14 protein-coding genes are annotated in these 16,666 nt (G+C 70.1%); 7 read left to right on the plus strand and 7 right to left on the minus strand.

Annotated features, from left to right (window positions below; all coding sequences use genetic code 11):
• Nucleotides 1-325 precede the first annotated feature (325 nt).
• The 4 genes from pstB to pstS form a co-directional block, all read right to left on the minus strand.
• Nucleotides 326-1,102 carry a phosphate ABC transporter ATP-binding protein PstB gene (gene pstB, locus ACIP2X_RS38445; RefSeq protein ID WP_401683273.1) on the minus strand — a complete coding sequence of 259 codons (777 nt, stop codon included), beginning with the start codon at nt 1,100-1,102 and terminating at the stop codon, nt 326-328.
• Nucleotides 1,103-1,147: 45 nt separating this feature from the next.
• The gene (pstA, locus tag ACIP2X_RS38450) at nt 1,148-2,206 is read right to left on the minus strand and encodes a phosphate ABC transporter permease PstA (protein WP_401683276.1); all 1,059 of its coding nucleotides are present in this window, start codon (nt 2,204-2,206) and stop codon (nt 1,148-1,150) included.
• A complete protein-coding gene (pstC, locus tag ACIP2X_RS38455; RefSeq protein WP_401683279.1) occupies nt 2,203-3,210 on the minus strand; it encodes a phosphate ABC transporter permease subunit PstC in 1,008 nt (335 codons plus the stop codon). Before pstC ends, pstA begins: the two co-directional genes overlap by 4 nt.
• A 112-nt stretch (nt 3,211-3,322) precedes the next feature.
• Nucleotides 3,323-4,444, minus strand: coding sequence for a phosphate ABC transporter substrate-binding protein PstS (pstS, locus tag ACIP2X_RS38460; protein WP_401683282.1), 1,122 nt, complete (start codon nt 4,442-4,444; stop codon nt 3,323-3,325).
• A gap of 469 nt (nt 4,445-4,913) precedes the next feature.
• On the opposite strand from pstS, the gene ACIP2X_RS38465 reads away from it, so the two are divergent.
• Nucleotides 4,914-6,503, plus strand: a complete 1,590-nt coding sequence (locus tag ACIP2X_RS38465; protein ID WP_401683285.1) for an FAD-binding oxidoreductase — start codon at nt 4,914-4,916, stop codon at nt 6,501-6,503.
• A gap of 7 nt (nt 6,504-6,510) precedes the next feature.
• On the opposite strand, the gene ACIP2X_RS38470 is transcribed toward ACIP2X_RS38465, so the two are convergent.
• A complete protein-coding gene (locus ACIP2X_RS38470) occupies nt 6,511-7,224 on the minus strand; it encodes a phosphatase PAP2 family protein (RefSeq protein WP_401683288.1) in 714 nt (237 codons plus the stop codon).
• Between the two features lie 243 nt (nt 7,225-7,467).
• Complete coding sequence (locus ACIP2X_RS38475; protein ID WP_401683291.1) at nt 7,468-8,475, minus strand: NlpC/P60 family protein; 1,008 nt, start codon at nt 8,473-8,475, stop codon at nt 7,468-7,470.
• A gap of 380 nt (nt 8,476-8,855) precedes the next feature.
• Here ACIP2X_RS38475 and ACIP2X_RS38480 point away from each other — a divergent pair, with 380 nt between their 5' ends.
• From ACIP2X_RS38480 to ACIP2X_RS38505, 6 genes are all read left to right on the plus strand, one after another.
• Nucleotides 8,856-9,164: a hypothetical protein gene (locus ACIP2X_RS38480; RefSeq protein ID WP_006136301.1), complete on the plus strand. Its 309-nt coding sequence runs from the start codon at nt 8,856-8,858 to the stop codon at nt 9,162-9,164.
• 210 nt (nt 9,165-9,374) lie between these two features.
• The gene (locus tag ACIP2X_RS38485; protein ID WP_401683295.1) at nt 9,375-10,199 is read left to right on the plus strand and encodes a hypothetical protein; all 825 of its coding nucleotides are present in this window, start codon (nt 9,375-9,377) and stop codon (nt 10,197-10,199) included.
• Nucleotides 10,189-11,523 carry a hypothetical protein gene (locus tag ACIP2X_RS38490; RefSeq protein WP_401683298.1) on the plus strand — a complete coding sequence of 445 codons (1,335 nt, stop codon included), beginning with the start codon at nt 10,189-10,191 and terminating at the stop codon, nt 11,521-11,523. The genes ACIP2X_RS38485 and ACIP2X_RS38490 overlap by 11 nt, the downstream gene beginning before the upstream one ends.
• The gene (locus tag ACIP2X_RS38495; protein ID WP_401683301.1) at nt 11,520-13,076 is read left to right on the plus strand and encodes an SCO6880 family protein; all 1,557 of its coding nucleotides are present in this window, start codon (nt 11,520-11,522) and stop codon (nt 13,074-13,076) included. The genes ACIP2X_RS38490 and ACIP2X_RS38495 overlap by 4 nt, the downstream gene beginning before the upstream one ends.
• 14 nt (nt 13,077-13,090) lie before the next feature.
• Nucleotides 13,091-14,500 carry an ATP-binding protein gene (locus ACIP2X_RS38500; protein WP_401683304.1) on the plus strand — a complete coding sequence of 470 codons (1,410 nt, stop codon included), beginning with the start codon at nt 13,091-13,093 and terminating at the stop codon, nt 14,498-14,500.
• Between the two features lie 10 nt (nt 14,501-14,510).
• Complete coding sequence (locus ACIP2X_RS38505) at nt 14,511-15,980, plus strand: type VI secretion protein (protein WP_401683307.1); 1,470 nt, start codon at nt 14,511-14,513, stop codon at nt 15,978-15,980.
• A gap of 2 nt (nt 15,981-15,982) precedes the next feature.
• On the opposite strand, the gene ACIP2X_RS38510 is transcribed toward ACIP2X_RS38505, so the two are convergent.
• Complete coding sequence (locus ACIP2X_RS38510) at nt 15,983-16,546, minus strand: GNAT family N-acetyltransferase (RefSeq protein WP_401683310.1); 564 nt, start codon at nt 16,544-16,546, stop codon at nt 15,983-15,985.
• Between the last annotated feature and the right edge of the window lie 120 nt (nt 16,547-16,666).

Here is a 16,666-nt window from a genome sequence, read left to right on the forward strand (position 1 = left end):
GGGGGGGGGGGCCCCGGCCGGGCGCCCCCGCCCCCCCCCGCGCCCCCGCCCCCCCCCCCCCCCCCCCCCCCCCCCCCCCCCCCCCCCCCCCCCCCCCCCCCCCCCCGACGAGACCCGCACCCCCCGCGCGACCGACGAGACCCGCACCTCCCGCCCCCCGATGAGACCCGCACCCCCGCGCGACCGCACCCCGGCACCACCCGCACCCCCCGCACCACCCGCACCCCCGCGCACCAGAAAACGACGGGGCCCGCCCCCGGGAGCCAGGGGCGGGCCCTTTTCGTCCTCGCGGTGGCACCGCCATGCAGCACCGCGAGGGGCTTGATCAGCCGAAACGCCCGGAGATGTAGTCCTCCGTGGCCTGGACCGACGGGTTCGAGAAGATCCGCTCCGTGTCGTCGATCTCGATCAGCTTGCCCGGCTGCCCCACCGCAGACAGGTTGAAGAACGCCGTCCGGTCCGACACACGCGCGGCCTGCTGCATGTTGTGCGTCACGATGACGATCGTGAAGCGCTCCTTCAGCTCCCCGATCAGGTCCTCGATCGCCAACGTCGAGATCGGGTCGAGCGCGGAACACGGCTCGTCCATCAGCAGCACGTTCGGCTCGACAGCGATCGCCCGCGCGATGCACAGCCGCTGCTGCTGACCACCGGACAGCCCCGACCCCGGCTTGTTCAGCCGGTCCTTGACCTCGTTCCAGAGGTTCGCGCCCTTGAGCGACTTCTCCACGATGTCGTCCAGCTGGGACTTCTTGAACGACCCCAGCAGCTTCAGCCCCGCCGCCACGTTGTCGTACACCGACATCGTCGGGAACGGGTTCGGCCGCTGGAACACCATGCCGACCTCACGCCGCACGGACACCGGGTCGACCCCCTGCCCGTACAGGTTCTCGTCGTCGAGCATGACCTTGCCCTCGACCCGCCCGCCCGGAGTCACCTCGTGCATCCGGTTGAGCGTCCGCAGGAACGTGGACTTGCCACATCCGGACGGCCCGATGAAGGCCGTGACCGAACGGGGCTCGACGGTCATCGAGATGTCCTCGATGGCCCGGAAGGAGCCGTAGTAGGCGCTGAGGCCGCTGACATCAATGCGCTTGGCCATGTGAAATCACTGCTTCTTTCGGAATTCGGTCGCTGTGTGGCCGCGTCAGCGACCGGTCTTGGGGGCCTTCCAGCGGGCGATGCCGCGGGCCAGCAGGTTCAGGATCATCACGAAGGCGATCAGCGTCAGCGACGCCGCCCACGCACGGTCGTACGCAGGTTCGGCACCGGCGCTCTGAGAGTACTGCTGGTAGATGTACAGCGGCAGCGAGGCCTGGGCCCCTTCAAACGGGTTGTTGTTGATGAACGGGTTACCGAACACCAGCAGCAGCACCGGCGCGGTCTCACCGGCGATACGCGCGATCGACAGCATGATGCCGGTGGTGATACCACCGATCGCCGTCGGCAGGACGATCTTCAGGATCGTCCGCCACTTCGGCACGCCCAGCGCCAGGGACGCCTCTCGCAGCTCGTTCGGCACGAGCTTGAGCATCTCCTCCGTGGAGCGCACCACGACCGGCATCATCAGGATCGCGAGCGCCAGCGAGCCGGCGAAGCCGAAGGGCTGCATCTCGAAGATCAGCATGATGCTGAGGATGAACAGACCGGCGACGATCGACGGGATGCCCGTCATGACGTCGACGAAGAAGGTGACCGCCCGGGCGAGGTTCCCCCGCCCGTACTCGACGAGGTATATGGCGGTGAGCACACCGATCGGCGCGGCGATCAGCGTCGCGAGTCCGACCTGCTCCAGGGTGCCGATGATGGCGTGGTAGATACCGCCACCGGCCTCGCGGTCACCGACGACGCCCATCGAGTGGGTCAGGAAGTAGACGTCGAGGACCTTCGTACCGCGCTGCACGGTCGCCCAGACCAGGGAGGCGAGCGGTACGACGGCGAGCAGGAAGGCGACCCAGACCAGCGAGGTCGCGACCCGGTCCTTGGCCTGCCGCTTGCCCTCGACGGCCGTGGCGATGACGAAGGTGCCGAAGACGTACAGCAGCGCGGCGATCACGCCCCACTGGATCCGGCTGTCCAGCCCGGCCGCCATGCCGATGCCCACGGCTACCGCGAGGGAACCCGCGGCGATCACGTAGGGCGCCCACTTGGGCAGGTTGGCGCCGCGCAGCGAGCTCGGGCGCTTGGTGAGGACGGCGTGGCTCATGCGTTGGCCCCCGAGTACTCCTTGCGGCGGGCGATGATCGCGCGGGCCGCGCCGTTGACCAGCAGGGTGATGACGAACAGGACCAGACCGGAGGCGATCAGCGCGTCCCGGCCGAAGGTGTCCGCCTCACCGAACTTGCTGGCGATGTTCTGGGCGAACGTACCGCCGCCCGGGTCGAGCAGGCTGGTCTGGATGAGGAAGGAGGGGGAGAGCACGGTGGCGACGGCCATCGTCTCGCCGAGCGCGCGGCCGAGGCCGAGCATCGAGGCCGAGATCACGCCGGAGCGGCCGAACGGCAGCACCGCCATGCGGATGACCTCCCAGCGCGTGGCGCCGAGGGCCAGGGCCGCCTCCTCGTGCATCTGCGGGACCTGGCGGAAGACCTCGCGGCTGACGTTGGTGATGATCGGCAGGATCATGATCGCCAGCAGGATGCCGACCGTGAGCATCGAGCGGGCCGGGCCGCCGTCCCAGGAGAAGATGCCGGTCCATCCGAAGTACGCGTCGAGCCAGCTGAACAGGCCGCCCAGCTGCGGTACGAGGATCAGGGCGCCCCAGAGGCCGTACACGATGGACGGCACGGCGGCGAGCAGGTCGATCACGTAGGCGATCGGGCCGCTCAGCCGGCGCGGGGCGTAGTGGGTGAGGAACAGCGCGATGGCGACGGCGATCGGGACCGCGATGACCATGGCGATGATCGAGGAGACCACGGTGCCGAAGGCCAGCACCGCGATGCCGAAGACCGGCGGCTGGGTGCCCGTGTTCCACTCGAACGTGGTGAGGAAGTTGCCCTCGTCCTCGCTGATGGCGAGGACGGCACGGTAGGTGAGGAAGACCGCTATGGCGGCCATGACCACCAACAGCAGGATGCCCGAACCACGGGAGAGACCGAGGAAGATCCGGTCTCCGGGTCGGGTGGCGCCGCGGGCGGCGCGCTTGCGCTCGGTCTCCGTCGGCTGGGGCATCGGTGGATGCGCGTCAGTGTGCTTGGTCGTTATGTCCATCAGGTTCTCCGGTCTGCGGAGCCGGACTTGTCGTACGGCCCCTGGCGGCGGTGCACCGGACGGTGCGGAGCCCGGCCCCCCGGGGTACGGGGGGCCGGGCCGCGCACTCAGGTCAGCTCAGGCCCTCGATGGTGGTGCGGACCTTGGCGATGATCTCGTCGGGGATCGGCGCGTAGCCGGCGTCGGCCAGCTGGCCCTGGCCGTCCTCGCTCGCGATGTAGTTCAGGAACGCCTTGGTCGCGGGCAGGCTGTCGGCCTTGTTGCCCTTGTCGCAGACGATCTCGTAGGTGACCAGGGTGATCGGGTACGCGCCCTCGGCCTTGGTCTTGTAGTTGATCTCCAGGGCGAGGTCCTTGCCCTGGCCGACGACCTCGGCGTCCGCGATGGCGGCGGTCGCACCGTCGGTGGAGGCCTTGACCGGCTCGGCGGCACCGGTGTCGATGGCGACGACGTCCATGCCCTCGGCGTACGACAGCTCCATGTAGCTGATGGCGCCGGAGACCTGGGAGACCTGCTGGGCCACACCGGAGGAGCCGGAGGCCGACTGGCCACCCTTGGCCTGCCAGGCCTTGCCACCCTCGTACTTCCAGTTGTCCGGGGTGGTGGCGATCAGGTACTTGGTGAAGTTGTCCGTGGTGCCGGACTCGTCCGAGCGGTGGAAGGCCTGGATCTTGAGGTCAGGCAGGTCCGCGTCGGGGTTCAGCTTCTTGATCGCCGCGTCGTTCCAGTTGGTGATCTTGCTGTCGAAGATCTTGGCGATCGTCTCGGCGTCCAGCACCAGGCTGTCGACACCCGGAACGTTGTAGGAGAGGGCGATCGGGCCGCCGACCATCGGGAGGTCGATGCCCTGACCACCCTGGCAGACCTCCTTGGAGGCCGCGATCTCTTCCTCGTCCAGCGCCGAGTCGGAGCCGGCGAAGGCGACCTGACCCTGGTTGAACGCGGTGATGCCCGCGCCGGAGCCGGAGCCCTTGTAGTTGATCTGGACGTCCTTGCAGGCGGCCGTGAAGGCCTTGACCCAGGCGTCGATGGCGTTCTTCTGCGCGGAGGAGCCGTCGGCCAGCAGCTGACCCTTGGCGTCCCCGCAGTCGATCGAGCCGGTGGCGGCCGCGCTCGCGGACGAGCTGCCGCTGTTGCCGGTGTCGTCGGAGCCGCACGCCGTGAGGGCCAGGGCGCCGGAGACGGCGAGAGCACCGAGGGTGAGGGCCCGCCGGTTCATGCGCTGAAGCTTCACTTTCGGGAGTTCCTTCCAGGAGCCGCCGTCCTGATCGGCGGCGTGCGAGGTCTGTTCCGATGTGGACGCGCTTTCGAGCACCCCCGTCATCGGTAAGGCCGAAATTAGGCAGATCAGGTGAAGCCGCCTATGGCCGTAAGTGAACGGAGGGTGAACCCCTTCGGTCGGTGCGGTTAGGTCACGGAATGCTCACGGGGAGAACACGTGGAGGTCCCAACCGAACGCGCACCGGCGTATACGTCCCTCGTCGACCTCCCTCAGCGCATCAGCGCGGACAAAACAGGAATTGACCAGAAAGTTACCCGAACCCCCACACCCCCGGTCAAGGCCCCCCGGCCCCTGGTGACTCTGCGTCACTGATCCAGGTAAGAGGCGGGTCGGAAACGGTGCCGAGCGCAACCCTCGCCCCCGCCGGGTCGTCTCGTCTGACGAACCCGCGTGCGAGCGGGCGGGAGCGGGAGGCAGGCGCATGGAACGGCGTAGGTTCATCGGAGGCGGCGCCGCCGCGGTCGTGGGGATCGCCTCGGCGGTGGCGTGCAGCGGCGGTTCCGGAACCGCCACGGCCACACCCACCGCCGCCGGAGTCCCCTCCCCTTCGCGCCCGGGGCGCGCCTCCGCCCCCACGTCCGCGACCACGCCGGCGACCGCGGCCGCCGCCGACTGGCCGGCGCTGGCCCGCGATCTCGACGGCACCCTGGTACGGCCCGGCGAGGCCTCCTGGCCCACCGCCCACCAGCTCTACAACACCCGCTTCGACGCCCTGAAGCCCGCCGCCGTCGCCTACGTCGCCCACCCCCAGGACATCACCACGACGCTCGCCTACGCCCGCGCCCGCGGCATCCGCGTGGCGATCCGCAACGGCGGTCACTCCTACGCCGGCTGGTCCTCCGGCAACGGCCGCCTGATCGTCGACGTCTCCCGGCTCAGCGGCGTCCGCGCGAGCGGCGGCACCGCCGTCGTCGGCGCCGGCGCCAAGCTGATCGACGTCTACCGCTCCCTGGCCGCCAAGGGCGTCACCGTCCCCGCCGGCTCCTGCCCCACGGTCGGCGTCTCCGGCCTGGTGCTCGGCGGCGGGCACGGGGTGGTCTCCCGGGCGTACGGCCTGACCTGCGACAGCCTCACCGGGGCGACCCTCGTCACCGCGGACGGCAAGCAGATCACCACCGACGCCACCCACCACCCCGACCTCTTCTGGGCGCTGCGCGGCGCGGGCAACGGCACCTTCGGCGTCGTCACCGAGCTGCGCTTCCGTACCCACCCGGCCCCGCAGGCGGTCTCGGCATATCTGAGCTGGCCGTGGAGCAAGGCGGCCGCGGTCGTGCGGGCCTGGCAGGAGTGGGGCCCGGACCAGCCCGACGAGATCTGGTCCTCCCTCCACCTGGCGAACACGGCAGGCGGCACCCCCACCGTCTCCGTGGCCGCCTTCTCCCTGGGCACCTACGGCGAACTCCAGAACGCCGTGGACCGCCTCGCCGCCCGGGTCGGCGCCTCGGCGTCGAACGTCTCGCTCAAGCGGCGCTCCTACGAGGAGTCGATGGAGGTCTACGCCGGCTGCTCGTCCTTCGCCACCGACGCCCAGTGCCACCTCCCCGGCACCACGCCCGGCCGCTCACCGCAGGGCGCGCTCGGCCGCGAGACGTACGCCGCCCGCTCCGACTTCTTCGACCGCTCGCTCCCGTCGGCCGGCATCGGCGCCCTGCTCGCCCAGGTGTCGTCGGTGCGCGGCGGCGCCGGCAGCATCGCCTTCACGGCCCTGGGCGGCGCGATCAACCGCGTCTCCCCGACGGCGACGGCCTTCGTGCACCGCCGCTCCCGGATGCTGGCCCAGTACATAGCCTCCTGGCGGCCCGGCACCTCCGGCGCCTCGGCCCAGTCCTGGCTGGCCTCGGCCCACGGCGCGATGCGCCCGTACGCCTCCGGAGCCGCCTACCAGAACTACACGGACCCGACGCTGAAGAACTGGCGTGAGGCGTACTACGGCGACGCGGCCCCGCGCCTGACCCGGCTGAAGCGCGTCTACGACCCCAACCGCGTGTTCACCCACCCACAGGCGCTCTAGGCAGGCCCTAGGCCGCCAGGTCGCGCTCCTCGGTCTCCGTGGCCCCGCGACGCGCCTCCGGGATCAGGGCCTCCCGCCCCCCGGCCGCGGACCGCCGCCGCACCAGCCACCCCGCGCGGGGTGATCGCTCCACGGCCGTCATCACGGGCGTCAGCATGGCCGTGGCCAACGGCGACAGCAGCAGGGCGACCGCCGTCCCGAGCGCGAACCCGCCGACGACGTCCGTCGGGTAGTGCACGCCCATGTACACCCGGCAGAAACCTTCGAGCAGGGCCAGCCCGATCCCCACGAGCCCGAACGTACGGTGGGCGACGAACAGCCCGACCCCGAGCGCCATCGCGATCGTCGCGTGATCGCTCACGAACGAGAAGTCGGACTTCCCGGCGACCAGGACCTCCAGCCCCTCGTGCTCGAAGAAGGGCCGGGGCCGCTCCACGAATCCCCGTATCGGCACGTTCACCAGCACCGCGACGGCCGCCGCCAGCGGCGCCCACACCAGCGCGGCGACGGAGCCCGCCGCCTCCTCGCCGGTGACGCCCTCGCGCCGCCGCACGCTCCACCAGCACGCCAGTACGAGCAGCACCATGGCCAGCAGCAGCCCGTACTCGCCGACGAACTCCATGGTCCGGTCGAACCAGCGCGGCGCTTCCTTGGCCAGGCCATTGATGTCGTAGAGCAGCTCGACGTCGGGGTTCGACCCGGATAGCGCGAGTCCAGCCATGATGCAGCGGCCCCTTCGTCGTCGTCCGTCGGGCGCATCGGTGCATGCGCCGCTCTACCACCCCCGTGGTCCGTAGATCCCGCGTCGATCCGCGTGCTGGATCCGTCCGGTCGGCTACGTCAACAGGAACGCACGACCTCCGTCACTACGTTCCACGTTCCACTGAATGATCACGCAGACGTTATCGAAGAGAGATACATCGCCGCAGCTCAGGGGTGGGGTTCACGTTCCGTCTCCTACCCGTCAGACCGCGGGTGGGAGCGCTTTCGCGCCATCCTCGGTCACCCGGGTGGCACCGAAGTAGTCAGGGGTGTCAATCGGGTCGAACCGGATCACCGTGTTACGCCGCGGCGCGTTGATCATGTACCCGCCACCGACATAAATCCCCACATGCCGGATGGCCCGGGAGTTGGTGAGGTCGTCCGAAAAGAACACCAGATCCCCGGGCAGCAGCTCGTCCCGCCGCGGGTGCGGTCCCGCGTTGTACTGGTCGTTGGCCACCCGGGGCAGGGTGATCCCCACGCTCTCGTACGCCGCCTTGGTCAGCCCCGAGCAGTCGAACCGCCCGCCCTGCTCGGGCGTGCCGTTGCCGCCCCACAGATACAGCGTGCCGAGCTTCTTCTGCGCGTAGTGGATCGCGCCGGCCGCCTGCTCGGAGGGATCGACCCGCCCGACGGGCGCGGCGAAGCTCTCCTGGAGCGTCGTGATGACCTGGACGTAGTTCCGGGTCTCCTTGTACGGCGGCACGCCCCCGTACCTGATGACGGCGTAGGCGCCCGCGTTGTACGCGGCCAGCATGTTCTTCGTCGCGTCGCCCGGCACGTCCTTCACGTACTTCGCGAGCGTGCAGTCGTAGGAGGCCGCCGACGGGATCGCGTCCTTCGGATCCCACACGTCGCGGTCCCCGTCACCGTCCCCGTCGATGCCGTGCGAGGCCCAGGTCCCCGGGATGAACTGCGCTATCCCCTGCGCCTGCGCGGGGCTGCGGGCCGACGGGTTGAACCCGCTCTCCTGGTACAACTGCGCGGCGAGCAGGGCCGGATTGATGGCCGGGCACAGATTGCCCCACTTCTGCACGAGCGTCTGATAGGCCGCGGGCACCGACCCCTTGGCCAGTTTCCGCCCGGCGCCGCCCACTCCGCCCACCAGGTTCCCGGCCACGAGGTACACGCCCACCACGAGCAGCATCACGAAGGCGACCCCGGCACCCACGGCGGCGATCGCCGCGATCCACGCCTTACGCACAGTCAACCGCCCCTCACCACCCGGCAGTACGCCGACGTCAGTGTAGAGGCGACGCCGCGAAAGAGCAGGAGGCCCGCTGACCCCACGTCACCGTCCGCCCCGCGCGCGGCGATAGCCTTCACCCGGAGCACCCCGAGCACCCGGCGCGACCGCTCCGGTCACGAAGAGGGCTCAACGACGGCACCACACCACAGGTTCCGCACCCACCTCGTTGCCCGGCGTTACCTGCCGTGATACACAGAGTGACGATACGAGGTATTCGTACGAAACCCGCCAAGCAATGACGTCAAGTCGACATACGACGGCGCCATTGTCGGCGAGAATGAGGCCTGACCTCTGCGCACCGCAGGGGACTGCGGAACTACCCAACAGGGGCGGTGACTTACATGCTCTTTGCGGCCGACGAGGGAGACATCAACACCATCATCGGCGGGATCGCTCCGGACTGGGGCCCCTTCGGCAGCCTGGGCAACGAGGCCAAGGTGATGATCGAGGTGGTGATGGCGGTCGCCATCCTCATCTGCCTCGGCATCGCCATCTGGGGGGCGGCCAAACAGCGCATCGGCGCGACGGCCCTCCGGGACACCTTCAGCGCGGAACAGGGCAAGGGCCTCATCATCGCCGGTCTCACCGGGGTGTTCATCATCGGCTCCCTCGGCACGCTCTTCACCATCGTGTACGGCATGGCGGTGTAAGCGCCCACCACGTCCTCCCCGGGCGCGCCCGGTCCCCACTACCCACCACCCGCCCGTCGTGCCCACCGGCTGAGGTTGCGTTTCCCTGATGTCCCTGATGTCGAGTCACCACACCGCGCCCGCGCGGCGACCCGCGCGGCTACCGTCGTACACCTACACGGTCAGTCGGTACGACGGTCTCCGCTACGACATCGAGGGGGCGGACGCGGCATGAGTCCCGGGGACGAACACGAGGCCTCCGGCGGTTACGGCGGCACCGGGCACACCCGCACCCGCCTGCCGGACGGCGAACCCTACGGCGGCACCCCCCGCCGCCCCCGCAACTCCTCCCGAAGCCTCGTCACAGTAGTCGGCGTGGTGGTCCTCCTCATCGCCGCCATCGCCTTCGCCAACCAGGACACCGAGACCCCCGCAACAACGGAGGACGCCGCGTCGGGCCCCCGGACCTCGACCACGGCCGCAAGCGGCGAACGCCCGGTGGACACCAAGTCGGGCGGAATCCCCAACGGGTTCGACCGCACCGAGCAGGGAGCTCAGTCGGCGGCGGCGAACTACTCCGTGACGCTCGGTTCCACAGGCATGTTCAACAAGAACAGCCGGCACGGCATCGTGGACGCCCTGTACACCTCGGATGCGGCGGCCGCTCTGAAAGGCCCGATGGACGAGGCCTATTCGACCAGCTTCCTCAGCAAGCTGGGGCTGGATGCCGGCGGCAACGCACCGGCCGGCAGCACATTCGTCTCGCGCGTGGTCCCGGTGGGCACGGCCGTCGAGCAGCACAGCGACACCAGCGCAAAGGTCGCCGTCTGGTACATGGGGCTCATCGGTATGTCCGGGGAGAAGTCCACCGATCCCGTCACGTCCACATGGAAGACGTGGACCTTCGATCTGCAATGGTCCGGCGGCGACTGGAAGATCGTCACGGACACGCAGAAGGACGGCCCCGCCCCGGTCCCCGGTGACGATCCGGCGGCCACCGCCGAGGAGATCAGCAAGGCCATCCAGGAGTACGGAGGGTTCACGTATGCCCGGTAACCCGCATCGCGTGCTCAAGCTCGCCGGCCTGGTGACAGCCGTTCAGGCCGCCGCCGTGCTGTCGGCCACCCGCGCCTTCGCCGCGCCGACGCCCACGCCCACCCCGAGCAACGACCCCTGCGACCTCATCGTCGGCGAGGCCAAGGAGTACTGCCAGCGGAACGACGGGTCCAGCAGTCGGAGTGGGGATTCACCCTCCCTCGACCCCACCTCCACCCTCGACCCCCTCTCCTCCCTCGCCAAGGGCTGCGCCGACGCCGCCGCCTGGACGATCGACAAGCTCAGCGCCGCCGTGAAGGACACCGCCAACGTCGACTTCACCAACGAGAAGTTCCTCCAGCAGTACGCCGTCGTCTTCGCCGCCTCCACCATCCTCACGCTCCTCCTGTGGCTCCTGGCCGTGGCCAAGCGAGCCGTCAGAGGCGTCCCCCTCTCCACCGCCATCGGCGAAGCCATCGGCTTCCTCTGGCTCACCGTCCTGGCCTCCGCCTTCACCCCCCTGATCCTCTACACCGTCGTCTCGGCCACCGACGGCGTCTCCGAGGTCCTCGCCAAAGCCACCGGCGACCAGACCGACGCCTTCTTCGGCAACTTCTCCGGCGCCCTGGAGAAGGGCGAGAACATCGGCGGCGGCCCGATCATGCTGATCGTCGTCTCCCTGGTCAGCATCCTCGCCGCCGGCGTCCTCTGGCTCGAACTCGTCATCAGGGCCGCCCTGCTCTACGTCGGCGCCCTCCTCGGCACCGTCGTCTACGCCGGACTCGTCGACAAGAACCTCTGGGGCCACGTCCGCCGCTGGGCCGGCATCATGATCGCGGTCATCCTCGTGAAGCCCGTCATCGTGATCGTCCTCGGCCTCGCCGGCGCCCTCAGCGCCGACGACGGCCCCGACGCCTTCTCCGCCGTCGTCTCCGGCCTCGCGATCATCCTGCTCGCCATCTTCGCCTCCGCGATGATCTACCGCTTCGTCCCCGGCTTCGGAGACGAGATCGCCGGCTCCCGCAACAACCGCATCATGCAGAACGCCGAGGGCAAGGCCGCCGCCGTGATCAGCTCCCCCGCCACCCTGGTCGCCCAGGGCATCAAGACCCACAGCACCCGCGCCGACAACAACGGCCAGGCCCAGTCCGGCGGTGGCGGCGCCCGCCCCGCCAACCAGGCCGCCGGCGGCGTCGCCGCGCACAGCTCCCGCCCGTCCAGCGGCGGAGGCGGATCCGCCCCCTCCGCCGCACCCGCCCCCCGCTCCGCCAGCCCCATCAACACGCCCCACGCCAGCAACACCCGCAACAGCAGCGGCAACCGCTCGGGAGGTGATGGGCGTTGACGACCGAGTCCCACCTGTCCCATCCGGTCACGCCCCGCCGTACCTATCTGATCGGCCGCGCCCGGCCGAACGCGATCGTCGGCCGGAACCGGGAGACCGGCGAGATCGCGCTGATCATCGTCGGCGCCTTCCTCGGCATGATGTGCGGGCTCCTCGTCCCGGTGCTGTCCCTGCGGATCGTGCTCCTGATGGGCTTCCCGATGCTGGCGCTCGCGGCGGTCTACGTGCCCTACAAGCACCGCACGCTCTACAAGTGGTTCGAGATCAACCGCAGCTACAAGCGCACCGTGCGCCAGAACGCCACCTACCGCTCCGGCGTCATGGAGGCCGGCACCCGGCTCGACGGGCGCGAGATCGAGATCGGCCCGCCCCCGGGCATCGGCCGCATCACCTGGCTCGCCGCGCCCTTCGGCCCCGACGAGATCGCCGTACTGCTGCACGCGGACCGCAAGACCGTCACCGCCGCCATCGAGATCGAGGGCCCCGGCGTCGGCCTGCGCGACAGCGAGGACCAGGAGGCCCTCGTCGACCGCTTCGGCACCCTCCTCAAGCACGTGGCCAACGGCGACGGCTTCGTCACCCGCCTCCAGATGCTCGCCCGCACCCTCCCCGCCGACCCGGACGCCCACGCCAAGGACGTCGCCGTACGCGGCGACGAACGCTCGCTGCCCTGGCTCCAGCAGTCCTACGACCAGCTCCAGTCGATGGTGTCGACCAGCAGCGAGCAGCACCGCGCCTACCTCGTCGCCTGCATGCACTACGGCCGCGAACTCGCCGCCGAGGCCCACGCCATGGCCCGCGCCGCCCGCCCGCACGGCGGAAAGGCGGACCGCGACGCCGGCCTCGCCGTCGTCATGGCCCGCGAGCTGACGGACATCTGCTCCCGGCTCCAGGAAGCCGACATCCGCGTACGGCAGCCCCTCGGCCAGGGCCGGCTCGCCTCCCTGATCCACTCCATGTACGACCCGGACCACCCCATCGACCACATCCAGGCGATGACCAAGCGCAACGCCTGGCCGGCCGAGCTGGACGCCATGGAGCCCACCTACCTCCAGGCGAAGACCCGCGAGTCCTCCACCCGTGCCCCCTGGTGCCACGCCACGGCCTGGGTGAAGGAGTGGCCGATGACCCCGGTCGGCGTCAACTTCCTGGCGCCCCTGCTGGTCCACACCCCCGACGTCATCCGGACGGTCGCCGTCACGATGGATCTCGAACCCACCGAGATCGCCATCGAGCGCATGCTGACGGAGAAGACCAACGACGAGGCGGAGGCGTCCCGCGCCGCCAAGATGAACCGCACCGTCGACCCCCGCGACATCGCCGCCCACAACCGCCTCGACCAGCGCGGCGAGGACCTCGCGAGCGGCGCCGCCGGCGTCAACCTGGTCGGCTACATCACCGTCTCCTCCCGCCACCCGGAGGCACTGGCCCGCGACAAGCGCACGATAAGGGCGTCGGCCGGAAAGTCGTATCTGAAGCTGGAGTGGTGCGACCGCGAGCACCACCGGGCCTTCGTGAACACGCTCCCGTTCGCCACCGGAATCCGAAGGTAGGGGTTGATGCCCTGATGCGGGACCCGCTCTCCGTCATCACCGAAGCCTTCACGTCCTTCCTGTTCGGGAAGGTGGAGACCACGCGGCTGCCGGTGCGCACCTCCACGGGCCAGGCCCAGGCGGTCTACCTGCCCACCGCGGCCCCCGGCCTCGGCGACTCCGGAGTCATCATCGGCCGCGAGGTCTACTCCGGGAAGGGCTACATCTACGACCCCTTCCAGCTGTACGGCCAGCAGCTCCCGGCCCCGCACTGGCTGGTCCTCGGCGAGTCCGGCAACGGCAAGTCGGCGCTGGAGAAGACGTACGTCCTGCGTCAGCTCCGCTTCCGCGACCGCCAGGTCGTCGTCCTCGACGCCCAGGGCGAGGACGGCGTCGGCGAATGGAACCTCATCGCCCAGGAGCTGGGAATAACACCCATCCGCCTGGACCCGATGGCCGCCCTCGACCACGGCATCCGGCTGAACCCGCTGGATCCGGCCATCACCACCACCGGCCAGCTGGCGCTCCTGCGCACCATCATCGAGGTCGCGATGGGGCACGGCCTGGACGAGCGTTCCGGCTTCGCCCTCAAGGTGGCGCACGCCTACGTCAACGAGACGATCGTCGAACGCCAGCCGGTCCTCACCGACATCGTCGAACAGCTGCGGCATCCCGAGCCGGAGTCCGCCGAGTCGATGAACGTCGACATAGACGACGTACGGGCCTGGGGCCTGGACGTGGCGCTGGTCCTGGACCGGCTGGTCGACGGTGACCTCCGGGGCATGTTCGACGGCCCCACGACGGTCGGCATCGACCTCGACGCCCCGCTCATCGTCTTCGACCTGTCCCACATCGACCGCAACTCCATCGCCATGCCGATCCTCATGGCCATCGTCGGCGTCTGGCTGGAACACACCTGGATCCGCCCCGACCGGAAGAAGCGCATCTTCCTCGTCGAGGAGGCCTGGCACATCATCAACAGCCCCTTCGTGGCACAGCTGTTCCAGCGGTTGCTGAAGTTCGGCCGCCGCCTCGGACTGTCGTTCGTGGCCGTCGTCCACCACCTGTCCGACGTCGTCGACGGCGCGGCCGCCAAGGAGGCCGCGGCGATCCTGAAGATGGCCTCGACCAGGACGATCTACGCGCAGAAGGCCGACGAGGCGCGGGCGACCGGCCGGGTACTGGGTTTGCCCAGGTGGGCGGTGGAAATCATCCCCACACTGACACCGGGCATCGCCGTGTGGGACGTCAACGGCAATGTCCAGGTCGTCAAACACCTGGTCACGGAGACGGAACGCCCGCTGGTCTTCACCGACCGCGCGATGACCGAGTCCTCGGCCGACCTCACCGACGACGCCCTGCGCGCCGCCGAGCTGGAGGCGGAGGAACGAGCGGCGGCGTTCATGGAACAGCACCTCGGCGACTCCGAGTCGACCGTGGCGTAAAGGGGACGGCGTGAGAGCGGACGACCACCGGCGGGAATCCCAGGGCGGTATCCCCGACGGCCTGCTGATCGGCATACTCGGGTTTCTGCTCGGCATGACCCTGCTGGTCTGGACGGCGACCGGCCTGGCCGGCCTGTTCGCGCACGGATCCTGGCCGCGGGGCGTGACGTTCACCGGCACACCGCTCGCCATGCGCCACCTCATCGCCCAGCCGCACGACATCACCGGCGCCTGGCCGCAGACCCCGGGAGCGGAGCTCTCGGGGTACGGCCTGTTCTGGGGGCTGTTCATCGGCCAGCTGATGGTGCTGCTCGTGCTGACGCTCTTCGTGATGGGAACGGTGGCGCGCTGGAGAGCGGGCAAGGCGAGCCGCCGGGCGGCCGCACGGCACACCCCGGCCCCCGAACCCGCCGCCTCGCACGAGGTCCCGACGCCGAGGACCGCGGAGGCCGTCGTGGCGCCGCCGGCCCCGGAGCCGGCGGAGAAGACCCTTCAGGAGAGCGAGCCGGAGCAGACGCCCCGCACCCCTCTGTTCGCGGGCCGGGAGGCCGGTGGCTGGGACAGACTCCACGCGACGGCCAAGGAGGATCGCCGGACCACCGCGACCGAGGCGATCCGCGAGGCGGACGGCCCCACTCTCGTCGTCACCTCGAACCCGTCCCTCTGGCAGGACACCAAGGACCCCCGGGCAAAGCTGGGCCCCACCCTCCTCTACGACCCCACCCACACCTGCGACACCCCGGCCCGCCTGCACTGGTCCCCCATCACCCACTGCGAGGACAAGGAGACGGCGCTCGCACGGGCCGCCGCCCTCCTGACTCCGGTACGCCCCACCTCCCGGCTCGACCAGGCGGTCACCGACACCGCGCAGACCCTCCTGCGCAGCTATCTGCACGCCGCCGCCCTGGACAACCGCACCATCCGGCACGTGCACCGCTGGTCCCAGGGCACCCAGATGCAGGAAGCGGTGCGCACCCTGCGCACCCACCCCAAGGCGGCCCCAGGGGCCGCGGGCGAACTGGAAGCCGCCCTCACCGCCCACCCGGAACGCCGCGACATGGCGCACGAGTTGACCGCTCGCGCCCTCTCGGCGCTGTTCACGCTCAACATCCGGGAATCGTGCACACCGAATCGACCCGACAGCCTCGCCCTGGATTCCTTCGTGGCAGAAGGGGGCACGCTTTATGTGGTCGGTGAATCCATCGAGGACCCCCGGACCAACCCGGGCGCGATGCCCCTGCTCACCGCGCTCGTGTCCAGCGTGGTCGAGCACGGCCGGCGCATGGCCGAACGGTCATCCTCCGGTCGGCTCGACCCACCACTCACCCTCGTCCTCGACGACGTGGCGGCGGTGGCACCCATCCCCCAACTCCCCTGGCTGCTGGCCTCCGGAGCCGAGCAGGGGCTGCGGACCCTGGCGCTCGTCCGCTCCCGCGAACAGGCCCGTACCCGCTGGCCCCACGACGAGCTCCCGGTCTGACGTCAGCCTCGCTCCAGGACGAACTCCCGCTCGCAGGCGCCCTCCTGGCCGGCCAACGGCACGGTGACACCGCTGGCCTCGAACCCGACCTTCCGATAGAAGGCCTGCGCCCGCCCGTTCTCCTCGTGCACGATGAGTCGCACCCGCTCCAGCCCGCGCGCCCAGCACCACTCCAGCGCCTCGTCGAAGAGCAGCTCGGTCAGCCCGCACCCGCGGTGCTCGGGGCGCATGTACACCCCCACGACGTGCCCCTGGCGCCGCTCCACGGGGAATCCGGCCCAGTCCGTCGTCCCCGGCTCCTCGACGAGCACGGTCAGCGTCCCGACCAGCTGTCCGTCCGGTCCCTCGGCGACGACCTGCTGGGCACCGACCTCGCCCTCCGCGGCACGGGCCGCCCGCTCCTGCCAGAACGCGTCCGGCCGGGCAACCGCGTCCTCGTACGTCTCCAGAAAGGCGATCGGCGCGACCGGGTCCCGCAGCGCGGCGAGCCGCAACTCCCGTGTGGCCGGCCATTCTTCGGCGCGCAGGGACCGAACCACGTACCGCTCTTCGGCGCTGGTGCTCATGGGCCCCACCGTAGTGCCCGCCCTAAAACGCAGAAAGCCCCGCATCCGAAGATGCGGGGCTTTCCCAAAAATTGTTCGGCGGCGTCCTACTCTCCCACAGGGTCCCCCCTGCAGTACCAT

It is taken from the genome of Streptomyces sp. NPDC089424 (assembly GCF_044749345.1).
Lineage (GTDB): Bacteria > Actinomycetota > Actinomycetes > Streptomycetales > Streptomycetaceae > Streptomyces.